The following is a 14,510-nucleotide window of genomic DNA, read 5'->3' on the forward strand; positions in this document are numbered from 1 at the left end:
CCGGGCCCGTGCGCTCGTCCCAATTTGCGCCCGGCCTGGGCCGACGGCCCACCGCGAGTCGGCCACGCATGCATAATGACCTCCCGTGACCGCACGCACCCGCCCCGACCTCGTCGACATCAGCCCCTACGTGCCCGGGCGCACGTTTCCCGGCGCGATAAAACTCGCGAGCAACGAGACCACGGCGGGCCCGCTGCCCAGCGTCGCCGCTGCGATCGCGGAGTCCGCGCTGGGCGTGAACCGCTATCCCGACAACGGGTCGGTCGCCCTGCGCGAGGCCCTCGCGGACTCGCTCGGCGTCAGCGTCGACCGCGTCGCCGCGGGCTGCGGATCGGTGAGCCTGTGCCAGGAGCTCGTGCAGATCACCGCGGGCCCCGGCGACGAGGTGCTCTTCGCCTGGCGCGCGTTCGAGGTGTACCCCGTGGTCGCGCGGGTCGCGGGCGCCACCCCGGTCCAGGTGCCGCTGACCGCAGACCACCTGCACGACCTCGACGCGATGCTCGCAGCGATCACCGACCGGACCCGCGTGATCTTCGTCTGCAATCCGAACAACCCGACCGGCACCGTCGTCACCCAGGACGCGCTCGAACGATTCCTCGACGCGGTGCCCGCGGACATCCTGGTGATCCTCGACGAGGCGTACATCGAGTACACGCGCCCTGGCGACCAGGCCGGCGCGGAAATCCCGAACGGCGTCGCGCTCGCCGAGGGCCGGGCGAACGTCGTTGTACTGCGGACGTTCTCGAAGGCGTACGGCCTCGCGGGCCTGCGGGTGGGGTACGCGGTGGCGGACCCCGGGATCATCGCGGCGCTGAGCAAGGTGCACATCCCGTTCGCCGTGAGCACGGTCGCGCAGGCCGCTGCGGTCGCCTCGCTGGCCGCCGCGGACGAACTGCTGGCCCGCACCGACGGGGTCGTCGCGGAGCGCCGCCGGATGCGCGAAGCCCTGATCGGCGCCGGCTACGAGGTGCCCGCGTCCAACGCGAACTTCGTCTGGCTGCCGCTCGGCGACCGCTCGGCGGAGTTCTCCGAGGCCAGCGCGGCAGCGGGTGTGCTGGTGCGCCCCTACGGCACCGACGGGGTGCGGATCACCATCGGCGATCCCGACGAGAACGATGCCTTCCTCGCCTTCGCCACCGGCGACGGCCTGCCGATCTGGAAGTCGCGCCAGGTCTGACCGTCACCGGCCGAGCGACCGGGCCAGGGTGGGCCACGCGTCGTGCAGGTCCTGCTGCCAGTAGGGCCACGAGTGGGTGCCGGCGGGCCGGTAGCGGAACGTCGCGGGGATGGCCAACTCCCGCAGCCGGTCGTCGAACAGCTGGGTGCAGCGCAGGGCGGCCGCCTCGAGCGCCGCGCCGAGGGTCAGTGCACTGAGCCCGTCCACGGTGGTCGGGTCGTCCAGCGGCCCGGCCGCGCCGTTACCCGTCGCGACGTAGATCTCCTTGCCGCGCAACGCCTCCGCGTTGCGCATGGGATCGTTCGCCGCCCACTCCGGGTCGCCGTCCGGTCCCCACATGTTGTCCGCGTCCCCGCCCTTCCAGGCGACGGTGGCGCGCACCGACAGCCGGGAGTCGGCCTGGCCGTTGTCGGCGCAGCCGCTGAAGGCCGCGACGCCGCGGTACATGGCGGGGTGCCGGGTGGCGAGATTCAGTGCCGCGTGCGCGCCCATCGACAGTCCTGCGATCGCGTTGACGCCGTTGCCCCGGAACTGGGTGTCGATCAGCGGCGGCAGTTCCGTGGTCAGGAACGTCTCCCACTCGTCGACCCCGAGGGCGGGGTCCGGCTGCTTCCAGTTCGTGTAGTAGCTGCCGGTGCCGCCGACCGGCAGCACCACATTGACGTCCTTGTCCGCGAAGAAGTCCACGGCGTCGGTCTTCAGCGTCCAGGTGCTCTCCTGGTAGTCCGACTCCTCGCCCCCGCCCGCGCCGTCGAGCAGGTACAGCGTGGGCCTGGCGGCGGACCGGTCGGCGGGCAGCAGCACCTGCACCTGCACCACCTCGCCCATCGACGGGGAGTGCACGAACACGGCGGCGCGACGTTCGGTGAGCATGGTGACGTGGTCGACGGAGGCGGCCTGACGGGCCAGGCCGGCCCCACGCGGGCCGGCCGCGGAGACCGAGGGGAAAAGGCCGCACAGGGCCATCGAAAGAGCCATTGTCGCGATTAGCTTCATGGGCCCACCTCGAGCGACTGCCCGCCGGGTGCGGGCGAACCGCTGCCCGTCAAGGTAGCGGACTTTCCGCCGCCGAGTGATGTCCCACGCCGAAATCTGTTGCCGTGCCGCCTCACTCGGGCAGCCTGTTGGACGACCGTCCGGGATGCCGGGCGCCAGGTCAGGGCGCTGCCGGTCGGCACCTCCTGCCGCGACGGCGTCCGGCGCGCCTTCGCGACCCCGCCGTACGGCGGGTCGCGCTTCGCCCGAAACCCGGCGCCCGTCACCGCCGCGGCGGTAACCTCGGTGTTCCCGGTCCTCTCCCCAGAGGTGCACATGCGCACACACCGACCGCTCCGTCCCCGCGCCGTCCGCGCCGCGGCCCTGGCAGCCGCCGTCTGCGCCGGGCTGTCGTCCCTCACCGGGTGTTCCGACGCCAGCGCCGGCGGCATCACGGGCGCCTCGGCCGAAAACGGCGTCTCCGGAACCTTTTACGGGACACCGACGGGCATCGGGGCCGGCTCTGCCCGCGCGTACGTGACGCTCGACGCGGAGGGCCGGCCCACCGACGTCGGCATCCGGATGACCGCCGCCGCGCTCGACGGACTGCCCGACGCGCCGATGACCGAGTTCCCGCTCGCGATGCCGGCGCAGGGCGCGTCGACGATCTTCGACAGCGTCGTGGTGGACTGGAATGCGCACGGCCACAATCCCGTGGGGCTGTTCGACAAACCCCACTTCGACATGCACTTCTACATGGTCGACGCGGCCACCATCGCCGAGAACGACCCACTGCGACTGGACTACCTCCCCCGCGCCGGAAACCTGCCGCCGGCAGCGCAGATGCCGACGAACTACTCACCGCCGGAGGGCCTTCCGGTCCTGACGAACGTCCCGAAGATGGGCCAGCACTGGACGAACAACGCCGACGTCCTGGCACCCGGCGGGTTCGACTTCACCCAGACGTTCATTGCGGGCTCCTGGGACGGCGCGTACACGTTCATGGAGCCGATGATGACGCGCGAGTGGCTGCTGACGAGGTCGTCGGCGGACGAGGAGATCCCGCAACCGGAGATCTACCCGAAACCGGGCCGCTACCCCACCACCTACTCGGTGAACTACGACGCCGGCACCGGCGAGTACGTGCTCGAGCTAGCCGGAATGCAATCACGGCCGTAATCGGTTTCCCCGCTTGCAGATTCGCCGTTTGCACCGATCCTCCGGAGTCGACGGTGGCGGCGCCCGGCGACCCGGCCACCGCCTTTTCACCCGCGGTGATCGGGGCGATTCGCCCGACGCTTGCGCGACGGCGGGTTTACAGTCGAATTCGGCCCTTCCTTCGTCTGGTCCAGGTGAGGTAACGAAATGAACCTGATCAACAGAACGGCAGCATCCACCCTGATCGCCGCGGCCATGATCGCAGGCCCGGGAATCGCACAGGCCGGCGCCGCTACCGGCCCGCCCGGCCAGGCAGTCCCCGGCGTCCACCAGGTCGACTCGCCCGAGAAGCAGGCCGCCTTCGAGCACATGCTCAACGAACTCAACCTCGGCTGGGCCAACGGCGGCGCGGCCGGGACTGCGATCGGCTCCGTCGCGGGACTCGGCATCGGATGCATCTCGATGTTCCCCGGCAGCCTCGCGGGGTGCATCATCGGCGCCCCCACCGGCGCGATCATCGGCGCCCTCGCCGGCATGGCCACCGGCAACCCCAACGCGCAGCAGGCGATTCAGGACTACATCAACACGCCGTAGGCCCGAGGACTGCCGTCAACTCACGGTTGACGGCAGCAGGATCGTCAACCTATGGTTGACGCATGACGAATCCCGTACGTATGACCAACCCGGTGCGGCTCGACGAGCTGATCGAGGCCATCAAGAAGGTCCACCCCGATGCCCTGGACCAGCTCTCCGACGCGGTCCTCGCCGCCGAACACCTCGACGAGATCGCGGACCACCTGATCGGCCACTTCGTCGACCAGGCCCGGCGCACCGGCGCGTCCTGGACGGACATCGGCAAGAGCATGGGCGTCACCAAGCAGGCGGCCCAGAAGCGGTACACCACCAAGGCCGCGGACCAGCCGTCCGACCTGGACCCGAACGACGGCTTCAGCCGGTTCACCCCGCGCGCCCGGAACGTGGTCATGGCCTCGCAGAACGAGGCCCGGGCCGCCGGCAACCCCGAGATCCGGCCCGCCCACCTGGTGCTGGGCCTGCTGGCCGAGCCTGCGGGCATCGCGGCGAAGGCGGTGCTCGCGCAGGGGGTGTCCCTGGATTCCGTCCGTGCGGCCGCGACCGCGACCCTGCCGACCGCAGTCGACGCCGCCGCCGTGCCCGCGCTCATCCCGTACGACGCGCAGGCGCGCAAGGTGCTGGAGCTGACCTTCCGCGAGGCACTGCGGCTGGGCCACAACTACATCGGTACCGAGCACCTGCTGCTCGCGCTGCTCGAGCTCGAGAACGGCTCCGGCCCGCTCAGCGGCCTCGGCGTGGACAAGACGGCCGCCGATGCGCACATCGCCGACGCCGTGGCGGCCGCGGTCGCGGCGATGGACGCGCAGTAGCCGCACCGGAAGCATGAAAGGGCCCCGACCTGCGGGTACCAGGTCGGGGCCTTTGCGGAAGCGGAGGGATTTGAACCCTCTCGACCATGCAGGCCAGAGGGTCAGAATCTCCGTGACCTGCAGAATCGCATCACTACAGGTGCGCCCGGATCACACGGTTTCGTGGGCAAGTGTGGGCAAAGTGTGGGCAGAGAGGCACAGGTATTCGGGACCAGGCTGCGCTTTCGACGGGGACGGTCGAGGCATGTTTGGCACACCCCATAACCTCTTTGCGTGGCCGACATCTACATGTATGCGGACGAGACAGGGAATCTCGACTACGCGGGGGAGGGAAAGGCTGGCGCAGGCGCGTATTTCGGCTTCGGCACTGCCGTGTTCCGGGACGACCATGGGCACCACCTCTTCGGAGGAATGAAGTTGCGCGCTGGGCTCGAAAAGAACGGGTTGTCGCTGCCGAAGGGATTCCATGCCGTCAATGACAACCCGCGCACCAAGTCCGACATGTTCGGACTGATCAAGGACCAGGCGCCTCGGTTCGATACCACCTTCTTGCACAAGGCCAGCGCCTACCCGGCTGTTCAGGCACGAGGCCAGATGTATCTCTACCGGATGGCATGGTTTCTGCACTTCAAGGAAATTGCAACGCAGGTGTCGATGCCGGGAGACACCCTTCACGTGATCGTGGGGTCATTTGGCACTGCAGCCCGTCGGACTGAAGCGAAGGCCGCGATTGCCGATGTCTGCGGGCAAGTGAACCGCTCAATCGTCCTGTGCGTGTGGGACTCCCCGACGTCCTGGGGCCTCCAGGTAGCGGACTACGGCCTGTGGGCGACGCAAAGGTCGCTCGAAGGGAAAACCTGCACCTGGTTCGCCCCATGCGTGATGCCGACGCTCAAGAGCGTCTTCCTGCCCTGGGGGAGAAAAAGTTAACGCCGACTATCCCACTCCGGAGAAGACACCCCCTGGGCGTCTTGTCGTCGGCACCACCAGTAGACCGCACTACGGACTTCGGAGTCAAGGATGACGCGTCCTTCGGGCTCACGTCCCTCGCCCGCGGGCGCCTTCGCACGTGAGTTTCAGGGCCGCGTAAAAAGCGTCTGACTCGCGCCGGAGGAAGTCAGGCCGGGCCGACGAGCTGGCGATCTCAGGCACCCCTCCCCCAATGCAGCAGAGCGCCCCACCGTTGCCGATGGGGCGCTCTGTGTTTGTCGCTGGGCCTATGCGGCTGCGGTGGTCAGCTTCACGACGCCGAGCGGCTGGTAGACGCTGACGTGGTACCGGGACTCGCAGCGGGCGCGCAGCTGGTTCTTGCTGAAGTCGTCGCCCACGTTGTCCGACCACAGGACCTCGACCTTGGCGTCGGTGTCGATGGCGACGGCGGACGGGTCGAGCAGCAGCGCGGTCTTGGCCGGCAGCGCGTTGCAGATCGCGATCGGCACGCCCCACAGGGTCCGCTTGGCGCGGTCGACCGGGCCGCCGAGCTCGAGGCTGCCCGCGGTGTCGGTGCGTGCGAGCTCGAGGGTCTCCCAGTCGGCGGGGCTCAGGACGAAGGTGCCGGCGGTGTGCCCGATGTTCTCGATCTTGGTCACGGCCTGGCGGGTCGTGGTGATGAGGTCCGTCGCGAACGCCTGCGTCTGGATGCCGCCGGTCTGCAGCAGCCCGGTCAGCTGACCGGTGCCGGTGCCGTTGAGGACCTGCTGCTCGAGGGCGCGGTGCAGGCCGTACAGCAGCTCGTCGGCGACGAACCGCTGCAGGTTCCCGACGTCGGCGAGTGCGTACTTGTCGATGGCCTCAGACAGGTGCGCGATGACCTGCAGCTCTCCCTCGATCGGGGTGAGCCCGTACACCGAGGTGGGCTTGGCAGCGCCGGCCGCGACGACCGCGGCGTTGTTGGTGCGCGCGGTCTGGCGCAGGTACCGGAACACCGGGCTCGACTGCGTGACGACCGGGAGCGCAGCGAGCAGCTCGGACATCGGCTTTGCGGTCGTGGCGATCTCGGGCCGGACAGTCACCGACACCGCGGTCGAGCCTGCCGGCAGCAGTGCCTTCTGCCCGTACGCGTTGTCGGAGCACATACCGGGTGCCACGCGGTCGGCGAGCGCGCCGAACGACTTCGTCGAGACGTCCATGTAGCCGCGGCCGACGCTCTTGGTCTCGGAGTACCGCGGCCCGCCGTCGAGGCTGCCGTGATCCGGGCGCATGCTCCGGACCCCGCCCATCCCCTCGAGCTTGGCCAGGAGCGGGGCATTGCTCTTCGCCTTCTCGATCAGCGCGTCGAGCTTGTCGAGATTGTCGACGAGGGCGTGCAGCTCGGTGATCTGCTCCTCGCTGAAGCTGACACCCGCGGTGTCGCCGGTGGTGGCGTCCTCGGCGGCCTTGCTGCGGATCGCGTTGATCTTGTCCACGGTCGCGGCGCGCTTCTCGAGAATGTTCATGTTGGTTCCTTCGGTGAGGTCGGTGAGGTCGGCGATACGCAGTCGCAGCGCCAACGTGTCGATGTCGGTGCGCGGGGCCGCCTTGACCGCGACGATCTCGGTCTCGGGGTTCGCACCGCGGGGGACGAGGGAGACCTCGAACAGCTTGAGCTTGCGGAGCTCGGTTGCCCGCTTGCCTTCGGCGGTCTTCACCTCGGCGCTGTCCTGAACCTCGTAGGCAAAGGACATCTCGGACAGCCGCCGGCCCTTGACGAGTCGGTACGCCTGCGCGCCCTTCGGTGATTCGAGGTCGAGCTGCGCGGTGACGAGCAGACCGCGGTCGTCCTCCTTCGCGGAGATGACGTGTCCGATGTTGTAGTCGGGGTCGTCGTCCCGGTGGCCGTACAGGACCGGGATGTGGTTGTCGGAGCTCTCCCAAGCCTTGAGGGACTCAGCGAACGCGCCCTTGACGGTGATGTCACCGTGCAGGTCGACGTTCGCGAACACCGACGCGTAGCCGGAGAACTGGCCCTCGGCGAGGCCTTGCTTCTGACCGACACGCAGGTCGATCAGGCGAGCAGTTTTGTGATGCATGGGTCTCCTTCCCGCGGATCGCGGGGGATGAAAGTGGTTGCGCTGTGCGCAGGTTCGGGAGCTGGCGGTTACGTCTCGCGGGCTCTACCGTCGACGGTCTCGCGTGGTGCTTGCGGCCGGCATGTAGCGGGCGGCGTGCATCTGGCGGTCTGTCGCGTTCGAGTGTACCGCTTTCGGTCACCGGGAGTTGTTGCCTCGCAGCGGACCCCAGATCTCGGCGTTCCAGTGGTCGGCGGCGACCGGGTCGACGGCGTCGACGTACTCGTCGGGTTCCCCGGTGACCCAGTCGCCTATCCGGGACAGCACGCGGCGGGTCGGCTTCGGGTCAGGCATTGCGGCCCCGCTCGGCCATGTCGATCGCGCCGAACGCGTAGCCGTCGAGGAACACCTGCGCGTCGGTGTCGTAGAACTCCTTCGCGATGTGGGCCGTCCTCGTCGCCAGCGCGGTGATGACGGTCTGTGCGGCGTCCTCGGGGATCTCGTGGAGGAGTCGCGCGTAGTTGTCGGTGTCGTCTGCGGCGATCGCTGCGACGAGCTGGCCGGCAATCGCGATGTGGTCGAGGTCAACCTTCGGAATCTCATGCATGGTCATGTCCGTCCTGGTCGTGTTGGTGGCTGTGCGTGGCTCTCAGGGCTCGTCTTCTCGCAGCCCCGTGCCGCGGGGGGAAACGTCCTGATTTGCGGCCGTAGGGAGTCAGGCGGCCGGTCCGAGCTGGCGATCTTGGGTGCCCCTACCCCTCTGCCTCGGCGGTGTCGTGCAGCTGGTCGGCGAGCGCGCGGGCCTCGGCGGTGGTCATGGAGACGAGGAGCGGTCCGAGGTGGAGCACGACGGGGCGCATGGCTCCGGGGTTGCCGGCGACTTCGGCGGTGAAGGTGTCCGCTCGTAGCCTCACTCGGTCACTTCCTCGGTGTGGGTTGGGCAGTGGGTGGTGTGGGTGAGGTAGGGGCAGCCGGTGGCTGCGCAGCGGGTCACTGGTTGGCCTCGAAATCGGTGCGGTTGGCGGCAGCGGGGAACGCGGCCCAGTCGTCGCTGAGTAGGACGATGACGCGGCCGGGGTAGTTCGCTTCGAGTGGTGCTGAGAGGTGGGCGAGTCGGCCGGGGACCACGATCGGGGATCCCGGAACCCACCGCAGCCGACGAGCGCGGACCGTGTCGGCCGGGTCCGGGGCACGCCCTGCCTCGATTCCCGGCAGGAGTGGGCCGATCGCCTCGGCTTGGATCGCGACTCGGTCTCGCCACCAGTGCCGACCGATGCCGTCGAAAAAGGCGGGGAACTGGCTGGGGTTGGTAATGATTCGCCAGCCGCATTCGCAGCTGCGGTGCGGGGAGCGGTGGTGTCCACGAGCAAGGTTGCGTTGGTCGGGGGCCGGGTGACACGTCGCAGGGCGTGAGTGTCCGGTCCTGTCGAATCCGAAGATCAGTCCGGCTGGGGTCACGAGGTTGATTCGCCAGCCGATGACGGTGGTGGTGTGGGTCATGGTTGCCTTTCGTCGAGCGGTCATCGGTATGCCCCGATGCGGTTGTCTGGTGTGCGGTTCAGATCGGGCCGGCACCGCAGGCATGGGATGGGGTGTCCGTGGCCGTGGACGCCCCCTTGAGCGAATCGCCGTATCGGTCGTGGTTCATCGGGCGAGTTCCTTTCGGGCCCGGGCTTCGGCGAGGACGCTGCGGGCTGCGGCGCTTCCTCGCTTGGCGCGGTCTGTCGCGTCGGGGTCGTGGTCGCAGACGGTGGTTCCGGCGTAGCCGTCGGTGTCGCAGAGGTTGCAGGCCGCGACGGCGGCGGCGCGGTGGCCGGCGCGGGCCTGGGCGGTGTCGGACGCGGCCTGGCGTTCGGCACGGGTCCGTTCGGTCTGCCATGCCTGGTGCGCTTCGCGGGCGCTGGCGCAGCCGCCGCACGGGGCGAGGCTGCCCTGAGGGTGCTTGGGGCAGTTCTTGGAGGGGGGTTGGTGGTTCTCCGGTACGGGTGACGAGATACCGGCGTGACCTCCCCCTTCTTCTAGTTCTTCTATAGAAGGAACATCTGCCCGTTTGGGCAGATGATGATCTGCCCGTTTGGGCACATCCATCTGCCCATTCGGGCAGGCGCCCGACCTGTCATCGGCCCGTTTGGGCACATCCATCTGCCCGTTTGGGCAGATGGCAGGTGGAGAGGCTGGGCGGTACGACGAGGTCTGATCACTCACACCCCCAGCGCGATGAGTCCATGTCTCGATTTCGCCGCGCTTCTCGAGATTGTCGAGGGCCGTGCGGGCCATCTTGACGGTCAACCCCGTCTCCTCCGAGACCGTGGGGATCGAGGCCCGCCACCATCTGCCGGCCTCGTCCTCGATGCGGTTCTGTCCGGGCTGCGCGCACCGGAACTCGATGCGCGCGTACACGATGGCCGCGTTGCCGTTGCCGACTCGCCGCACCAGATCCGGGCGCACGATCACGAAGTCATCGGAGGTCCGGGCGTCACCCCCAGGGGTCCGGTGCGGCGTTGCGGTCATGGTGAAGGCTCACCGGCCTTTCGGGTTGAAGCGATGGAAGTCGAGGGCGATCCACAAGCAGCTCTGGCAGATCAGCAGCGCACCCAGAACGAGCTCGGTGGTACTCACATGTCCTCCCGCAGCGCAGCTTCGGCGCGGACCTGGTCCTCGTCGCGGTGCAGCTCGGCGGCCTGCTCGGCAAGCTCGCGGAGCGAGTCCCGGATCTGGTCGACGAGCGCGTGCGCCTGGTCTCGCTCGAGGTACATCGTCATCAGCCCGGATCGGATCGCCACCATGCCGAGATGTTCGGTCGGGTGCGCGGTCACCCGCGTTTCGGCGTTCACTGGCCGGCCTCGATCCGGCGGGCGTAGATGCCGTGGAACTGCTCGAGCTCGGCGATCAGTTCCGGCAGCAGGTGGGCAGGGATACCGGCATCGTCCAGCGAGTTGCGGAGCCCGCCGAACATGACGTAATGCTCGGCGCTCGTGACCTGACCGAAGCGGCCGTAAACGGTGGTGAGGTCGAGCGTCGCCACTACGCCCCCGCAGTTTTCCGACCTGTCATCGATACTGACCTTGGAGATGATGTCGACGACGATCTCGTCGGCCTTGTCGAGGTGCCCTTGCTCGTGGGCTTCGGTCCACTCCCCGGCTTCCTCGGGGGTGCCAGTGAACGTGGCGTCGCATGTGCGGAGCGGGCACATGGCGGTGACTTCTGCAATCATGGTGCGGACTCCTTCTTTCTTGCGATTGGTGGATTCCTTGCCCTCGATGCCCTGGCCGGCGTCGGGGGCGTTTTCGTTGGCGGGCATCACGCGGCGCCGGGACGGTCGTCAGTGCGCTGCAGCGTGTTCGCGTCGGCCCACTCCTGCACATCGGCCCAGCGGTACAGCACGCGGCGGCCGTGCTTGATGAACTTCGGTCCGACCCCTCGGTAGCGGTCATTGGCGAGCATCGCCGCGCTGGTGCGTAGGAAGGCTGCGACCTCCTGCGGTGTGGCGAGCGGGGATTCGGGCATCTCAACTCCTCATGTGATCGTGTTACGTCAAAGCCCGATCACTTCGACTGACTGCAGGTTACCCACAGTGATGCCGCTGCGTCAAGACGCAATCATGAGGTTGTCCCGTCGGGTCTGCATCGCGCACACTGAGCGGCATGCCAGCTGCACGTATCGAGTCATCTGACGGAGCCGAACCCTTGGAGGTGGCGCCCGGAATCTTCATGCGGCTGCCGGCTCGCCTGGCCGTCGAGGAATCCCCTTCTCCCGGCCTTCGAACGCTGATCGAGTTCGCATTCAACTTCGAGCGGCGGGAGGTGCAGGCCGTCACGGTGGCCGTTCAGTCCACGACTGGGTTGCCTGTCACCGGAACCGATTTGCGTGGCGTGCGCGTCGCCGAGTTGACCGCCGAGCATCTACCCACGTTGGCAACCAAGTACGAGGGTTCGCCCGTCCAGCCAGCGCCGAAGGCGATTGCCGACCTGGTCTCACAGGGCCCGTCAAACGGGTTGACCCTGCGACTGGTCGCTGACCTCTACCAGTACGCGAGCGCGGTTGGGCTACGTCCGGCGAAGCACGTGCAGGACGTTCTCGGGCTACCTTCCGCGACCGCCTCTCGTTGGATACGGCGCGCACGCGAAAGCGGCCTCTTCGATCGAGCTACCACGACCATCGAGGACGTAACTGATGGCGACGATTGAGAGCTACGAGACCGCGGCCGGCAAGCGGTACCGGGTCCGCTACCGCACCCCAGACCGGCGCCAGACGGACAAGCGCGGGTTCACCAGCAAGCGGGCAGCGCAGGACTTCGCGGCGACCGTAGAGGTCGAGAAGATGACCGGCTCGTACGTGCCGCCGGCACTCGGCAAGGTCACGGTGCGCGAGCTCGGCACCGACTGGGTCGAGCGCAAGCAAACCGACCTCAAGCCGTCGACTTACTCAAGTCTCGAGACCGCGTGGCGCATCCACGTCGAGCCGCGGTGGGGCCGCGTGCGGATCGCGGACGTCGACCTGGACCAGGTCGAGCGGTGGATCACTGACCTCGGCAAGGCCGGCAAGGGCGCCACGGTCGTGATCCGGGCCTATGGCGTGCTCTCCGGGATCCTGGACAGCGCGGTCAAGGCAGGACGGTTGGCGAGCAACCCCGCGCGCGGCGTCGACAACCTCCCCCGGAAGCAGCGCAAGCCGCGCGTGTACCTGACCCACGAGCAAGTGCGGGCCCTCGCCGACGAGGCCGGCCAACACGAGACGCTGGTCTACGTCCTCGCGTACTGCGGTCTGCGGTGGGGCGAGGCGATCGCGCTCAAGGTCGCGCACCTGGACATGCTGCGGAAGCGGCTTACCGTCGTCGACAACGCGGTGCAGGTGAACATGACCATGCATGTCGGCACGCCGAAGTCGCACACGCACAGGACCGTTCCCATCCCCGGGTTCCTCGTCGAGCAGCTGGCGCGGCAGTGCGAGGGCAAGGACCGGGACGACCTCGTGTTCCCCGGCCGCGACGGCGAGTACCTCAGACGCTCTGTGAGCTTCACGGGATGGTTCACCAAGGCGGTGGAGCGGTCGGGCGTCCCCACGCTCACACCGCACGATCTGCGGCACACCGCGGCGTCCCTGGCCGTGTCGGCCGGCGTCAACGTCAAGGCACTGCAGCGGATGCTCGGACACGCCTCGGCGGCGATGACCCTGGACACGTACGCGGACCTGTTCGACGACGACCTCGAGGCCATCGGAGACGCGCTGAATCAGGCCCGATCCGCGGCATCGGGGACGCACTGAATCATGCCCAATCCGCGGCAAGTGTGGGCAAAGTGTGGGCACGCGAGGGGTCACCCCCGAATGGCCAGAACACGAAAAAGCCCCTGACCTGGCAATTAAGTCCAGATCAGGGGCCAATTTCTCAGCGGAAGCGGAGGGATTTGAACCCCCGGTGGGTTTAACGCCACGCTCGCTTTCAAGGCGAGTGCATTCGGCCGCTCTGCCACGCTTCCGTGGCGAATCTTAGCCGCCGCGTCCGGCGGCGTCCGAGCGCCCCGCGGGTCAGGCCTCGTCGCGCTTGCCGAGTGCGGCGTCGACCTTGCCGAACACCTCGGCCACCCCGGTCAGCTCCGCGGGCTCGAGCAGGTCGATCAGGTAGCTGCGCACGCCCCGCACGTGGGTGGGCGCGGCCTCCGTGAGCTTCTCCCGACCCTGGTCGGTGATGACGGCCAGCACGCCGCGGCCGTCGTCGACGCAGGTGCTGCGGACGACCAGTCCCTCGGACTCCATGCGCCGCACCTGGTGGGTCAGCCTGCTCCGCGAGGAGAGCACCCCGTCGGCCAGTTCGCTCATCCGCACCGAGCCGTCCGGCGACTCGGAGAGCATCACCAGGATCCGGTAGTCCGCCAGCGAGAGGCCGTGGCCTGCCTGCAGCTCCCGGTTGAGCACCTCCATCAGCCGCTGACTGCCCTCGATGAACCCACGCCAGGCGCGCATCTCCGCGCCGTCGAGCCACCGCGGGGTGGAGCCGGTTTCGTCGGGTGTTTCTGTCAGCACGGGCCCATTCTAGTGCGGGCGCCGCTCAACTACCGACCACACGGTTTCCACTGCGGCGCCCGCCGACCGCTACCTGGCGGGCGCACTCTTCACCAGGTCGGCCGTGACGGCGAGACCGCGGAGCCGGCCGGCGAGTTCCGCGGGGACCACCTGGTATCCACCGACCGCACGCCAGGCCAGCTGCGCGGTGCCGTCCTCGCCGCTGAACCGGGCGACCCTCCCGCCGTCGACCTCGACCTCGGCGGCCACGGGGTGACCCATCGGCCCCTCCGCGCCGCCGAGGTGGTGCCACGCCTCGAGGATCGGGCCACGGATCAGCCAGGCGCCCGCCGCCGGGGCCCAGTAGACGGTGGCCCCGTCCGCGGCGCTGAAGTCGCTGAAGCGGTCCGACCCGCCCAGCGCCTCCTCCTCGTCGGTCGTCGGGAAGCCGAGCGCGCCGGCCGGACCGCCGAGTTCGCGGTAGCGCTCCAGGATCAGGCCGTACATGACGTGGGCGCCGGTCCCCGGCGAGTAGTAGATGGCGCCGCCGCTGTAGTCGCGGCCGGCGCCCGTCCCCACCGGGTACGCCTCCCCGACGGGGTGGCCGAGCGGCGAGTCAGCGCCGCCCCAGGACCGGTACTTCGCCTCGATCTCGTCGTGCGCGACCGGTGCCGGCGCGGCGGGTGCCGGCGCGGCGGGTGACGGCTCGGCCACCGCGGGGGCGCCGGCGGACAGGACCGCGGCCGCCGTCGCCACGCCCGCCACCACACAGCGAACAGACCGCGAACTTCCAGACCGACGCACCGAGGC

At 68.8% G+C, this 14,510-nt stretch carries 19 protein-coding genes and 1 tRNA gene; 7 read left to right on the forward strand and 13 right to left on the reverse strand.

The window, feature by feature from the left end; translation table 11 throughout:
• Window positions 1-85 precede the first annotated feature (85 nt).
• Window positions 86-1,177: a histidinol-phosphate transaminase gene (gene hisC / locus AC1DWC_RS07645; RefSeq protein WP_072844562.1), complete on the forward strand. Its 1,092-nt coding sequence runs from the start codon at window positions 86-88 to the stop codon at window positions 1,175-1,177.
• Window positions 1,178-1,180: 3 nt separating this feature from the next.
• Here the strand turns inward: hisC and AC1DWC_RS07650 are convergent, their stop codons facing one another.
• Window positions 1,181-2,155, reverse strand: coding sequence for an alpha/beta hydrolase (locus AC1DWC_RS07650; protein ID WP_477906857.1), 975 nt, complete (start codon window positions 2,153-2,155; stop codon window positions 1,181-1,183).
• A 333-nt stretch (window positions 2,156-2,488) separates the two neighbouring features.
• Here AC1DWC_RS07650 and AC1DWC_RS07655 point away from each other — a divergent pair, with 333 nt between their 5' ends.
• The 4 genes from AC1DWC_RS07655 to AC1DWC_RS07670 all read left to right on the forward strand — a co-directional run bounded on the left by AC1DWC_RS07655 (window position 2,489) and on the right by AC1DWC_RS07670 (window position 5,643).
• Entirely contained in the window at window positions 2,489-3,331 is an 843-nt protein-coding gene (locus AC1DWC_RS07655; RefSeq protein WP_477906859.1) for a DUF5602 domain-containing protein, read from the forward strand.
• Between the two features lie 186 nt (window positions 3,332-3,517).
• Window positions 3,518-3,904, forward strand: a complete 387-nt coding sequence (locus AC1DWC_RS07660; RefSeq protein ID WP_477906861.1) for a hypothetical protein — start codon at window positions 3,518-3,520, stop codon at window positions 3,902-3,904.
• Between the two features lie 62 nt (window positions 3,905-3,966).
• Window positions 3,967-4,713 (forward strand): Clp protease N-terminal domain-containing protein, encoded by a 747-nt coding sequence (locus tag AC1DWC_RS07665; RefSeq protein WP_477906863.1) that lies wholly within the window; start codon window positions 3,967-3,969, stop codon window positions 4,711-4,713.
• 273 nt (window positions 4,714-4,986) lie between these two features.
• Window positions 4,987-5,643, forward strand: coding sequence for a DUF3800 domain-containing protein (locus AC1DWC_RS07670; RefSeq protein WP_477906865.1), 657 nt, complete (start codon window positions 4,987-4,989; stop codon window positions 5,641-5,643).
• Between the two features lie 287 nt (window positions 5,644-5,930).
• Here AC1DWC_RS07670 and AC1DWC_RS07675 read toward each other — a convergent pair whose 3' ends face one another.
• From AC1DWC_RS07675 to AC1DWC_RS07715, 9 genes are all read right to left on the reverse strand, one after another.
• Window positions 5,931-7,721 (reverse strand): HK97 family phage prohead protease, encoded by a 1,791-nt coding sequence (locus tag AC1DWC_RS07675; RefSeq protein ID WP_477906868.1) that lies wholly within the window; start codon window positions 7,719-7,721, stop codon window positions 5,931-5,933.
• A gap of 177 nt (window positions 7,722-7,898) precedes the next feature.
• The gene (locus AC1DWC_RS07680; protein WP_477906870.1) at window positions 7,899-8,054 is read right to left on the reverse strand and encodes a hypothetical protein; all 156 of its coding nucleotides are present in this window, start codon (window positions 8,052-8,054) and stop codon (window positions 7,899-7,901) included.
• Window positions 8,047-8,313, reverse strand: coding sequence for a hypothetical protein (locus tag AC1DWC_RS07685; RefSeq protein WP_477906872.1), 267 nt, complete (start codon window positions 8,311-8,313; stop codon window positions 8,047-8,049). The genes AC1DWC_RS07680 and AC1DWC_RS07685 overlap by 8 nt, the downstream gene beginning before the upstream one ends.
• 139 nt (window positions 8,314-8,452) lie before the next feature.
• On the reverse strand, window positions 8,453-8,614 hold the full coding sequence (locus AC1DWC_RS07690) for a hypothetical protein (protein WP_477906875.1): 162 nt from the start codon (window positions 8,612-8,614) through the stop codon (window positions 8,453-8,455).
• Window positions 8,615-8,690: 76 nt separating this feature from the next.
• Window positions 8,691-9,200, reverse strand: coding sequence for a hypothetical protein (locus tag AC1DWC_RS07695; protein ID WP_477906877.1), 510 nt, complete (start codon window positions 9,198-9,200; stop codon window positions 8,691-8,693).
• A 144-nt stretch (window positions 9,201-9,344) separates the two neighbouring features.
• Complete coding sequence (locus tag AC1DWC_RS07700) at window positions 9,345-10,154, reverse strand: hypothetical protein (RefSeq protein WP_477906879.1); 810 nt, start codon at window positions 10,152-10,154, stop codon at window positions 9,345-9,347.
• A 161-nt stretch (window positions 10,155-10,315) separates the two neighbouring features.
• Entirely contained in the window at window positions 10,316-10,534 is a 219-nt protein-coding gene (locus AC1DWC_RS07705) for a hypothetical protein (protein WP_477906880.1), read from the reverse strand.
• Entirely contained in the window at window positions 10,531-11,001 is a 471-nt protein-coding gene (locus AC1DWC_RS07710; RefSeq protein ID WP_477906882.1) for a hypothetical protein, read from the reverse strand. Before AC1DWC_RS07710 ends, AC1DWC_RS07705 begins: the two co-directional genes overlap by 4 nt.
• Entirely contained in the window at window positions 11,001-11,207 is a 207-nt protein-coding gene (locus tag AC1DWC_RS07715) for a helix-turn-helix transcriptional regulator (RefSeq protein ID WP_477906884.1), read from the reverse strand. Before AC1DWC_RS07715 ends, AC1DWC_RS07710 begins: the two co-directional genes overlap by 1 nt.
• 137 nt (window positions 11,208-11,344) lie before the next feature.
• Between AC1DWC_RS07715 and AC1DWC_RS07720 the strand changes: the two genes are divergently transcribed.
• Window positions 11,345-11,887 carry a hypothetical protein gene (locus AC1DWC_RS07720; protein ID WP_477906886.1) on the forward strand — a complete coding sequence of 181 codons (543 nt, stop codon included), beginning with the start codon at window positions 11,345-11,347 and terminating at the stop codon, window positions 11,885-11,887.
• Window positions 11,874-12,965 (forward strand): tyrosine-type recombinase/integrase, encoded by a 1,092-nt coding sequence (locus AC1DWC_RS07725; RefSeq protein ID WP_477906888.1) that lies wholly within the window; start codon window positions 11,874-11,876, stop codon window positions 12,963-12,965. The genes AC1DWC_RS07720 and AC1DWC_RS07725 overlap by 14 nt, the downstream gene beginning before the upstream one ends.
• 125 nt (window positions 12,966-13,090) lie before the next feature.
• On the opposite strand, the gene AC1DWC_RS07730 is transcribed toward AC1DWC_RS07725, so the two are convergent.
• The 3 genes from AC1DWC_RS07730 to AC1DWC_RS07740 form a co-directional block, all read right to left on the reverse strand.
• Window positions 13,091-13,177, reverse strand: a tRNA-Ser gene (locus tag AC1DWC_RS07730).
• Between the two features lie 49 nt (window positions 13,178-13,226).
• Window positions 13,227-13,721 (reverse strand): MarR family winged helix-turn-helix transcriptional regulator, encoded by a 495-nt coding sequence (locus AC1DWC_RS07735; RefSeq protein ID WP_477906890.1) that lies wholly within the window; start codon window positions 13,719-13,721, stop codon window positions 13,227-13,229.
• Window positions 13,722-13,790: 69 nt separating this feature from the next.
• Window positions 13,791-14,456 (reverse strand): LGFP repeat-containing protein, encoded by a 666-nt coding sequence (locus tag AC1DWC_RS07740; protein WP_477906892.1) that lies wholly within the window; start codon window positions 14,454-14,456, stop codon window positions 13,791-13,793.
• Window positions 14,457-14,510: the final 54 nt, after the last annotated feature.

Source organism: Rhodococcus sp. P4_C10, assembly GCF_056402135.1.

Excerpts from the sequence above, each read along its gene's own strand:
- AC1DWC_RS07660 (WP_477906861.1), top strand. The coding sequence starts at position 3,518 with ATGAACCTGATCAACAGAACGGCAGCATCCACCCTGATCGCCGCGGCC.
- AC1DWC_RS07675 (WP_477906868.1), bottom strand. The coding sequence starts at position 7,721 with ATGCATCACAAAACTGCTCGCCTGATCGACCTGCGTGTCGGTCAGAAG.
- AC1DWC_RS07695 (WP_477906877.1), bottom strand. The coding sequence starts at position 9,200 with ATGACCCACACCACCACCGTCATCGGCTGGCGAATCAACCTCGTGACC.
- AC1DWC_RS07665 (WP_477906863.1), top strand. The coding sequence starts at position 3,967 with ATGACGAATCCCGTACGTATGACCAACCCGGTGCGGCTCGACGAGCTG.
- AC1DWC_RS07725 (WP_477906888.1), top strand. The coding sequence starts at position 11,874 with ATGGCGACGATTGAGAGCTACGAGACCGCGGCCGGCAAGCGGTACCGG.
- AC1DWC_RS07685 (WP_477906872.1), bottom strand. The coding sequence starts at position 8,313 with ATGACCATGCATGAGATTCCGAAGGTTGACCTCGACCACATCGCGATT.
- AC1DWC_RS07655 (WP_477906859.1), top strand. The coding sequence starts at position 2,489 with ATGCGCACACACCGACCGCTCCGTCCCCGCGCCGTCCGCGCCGCGGCC.
- AC1DWC_RS07715 (WP_477906884.1), bottom strand. The coding sequence starts at position 11,207 with ATGCCCGAATCCCCGCTCGCCACACCGCAGGAGGTCGCAGCCTTCCTA.
- AC1DWC_RS07650 (WP_477906857.1), bottom strand. The coding sequence starts at position 2,155 with ATGGCTCTTTCGATGGCCCTGTGCGGCCTTTTCCCCTCGGTCTCCGCG.
- AC1DWC_RS07710 (WP_477906882.1), bottom strand. The coding sequence starts at position 11,001 with ATGCCCGCCAACGAAAACGCCCCCGACGCCGGCCAGGGCATCGAGGGC.
- AC1DWC_RS07680 (WP_477906870.1), bottom strand. The coding sequence starts at position 8,054 with ATGCCTGACCCGAAGCCGACCCGCCGCGTGCTGTCCCGGATAGGCGAC.
- AC1DWC_RS07720 (WP_477906886.1), top strand. The coding sequence starts at position 11,345 with ATGCCAGCTGCACGTATCGAGTCATCTGACGGAGCCGAACCCTTGGAG.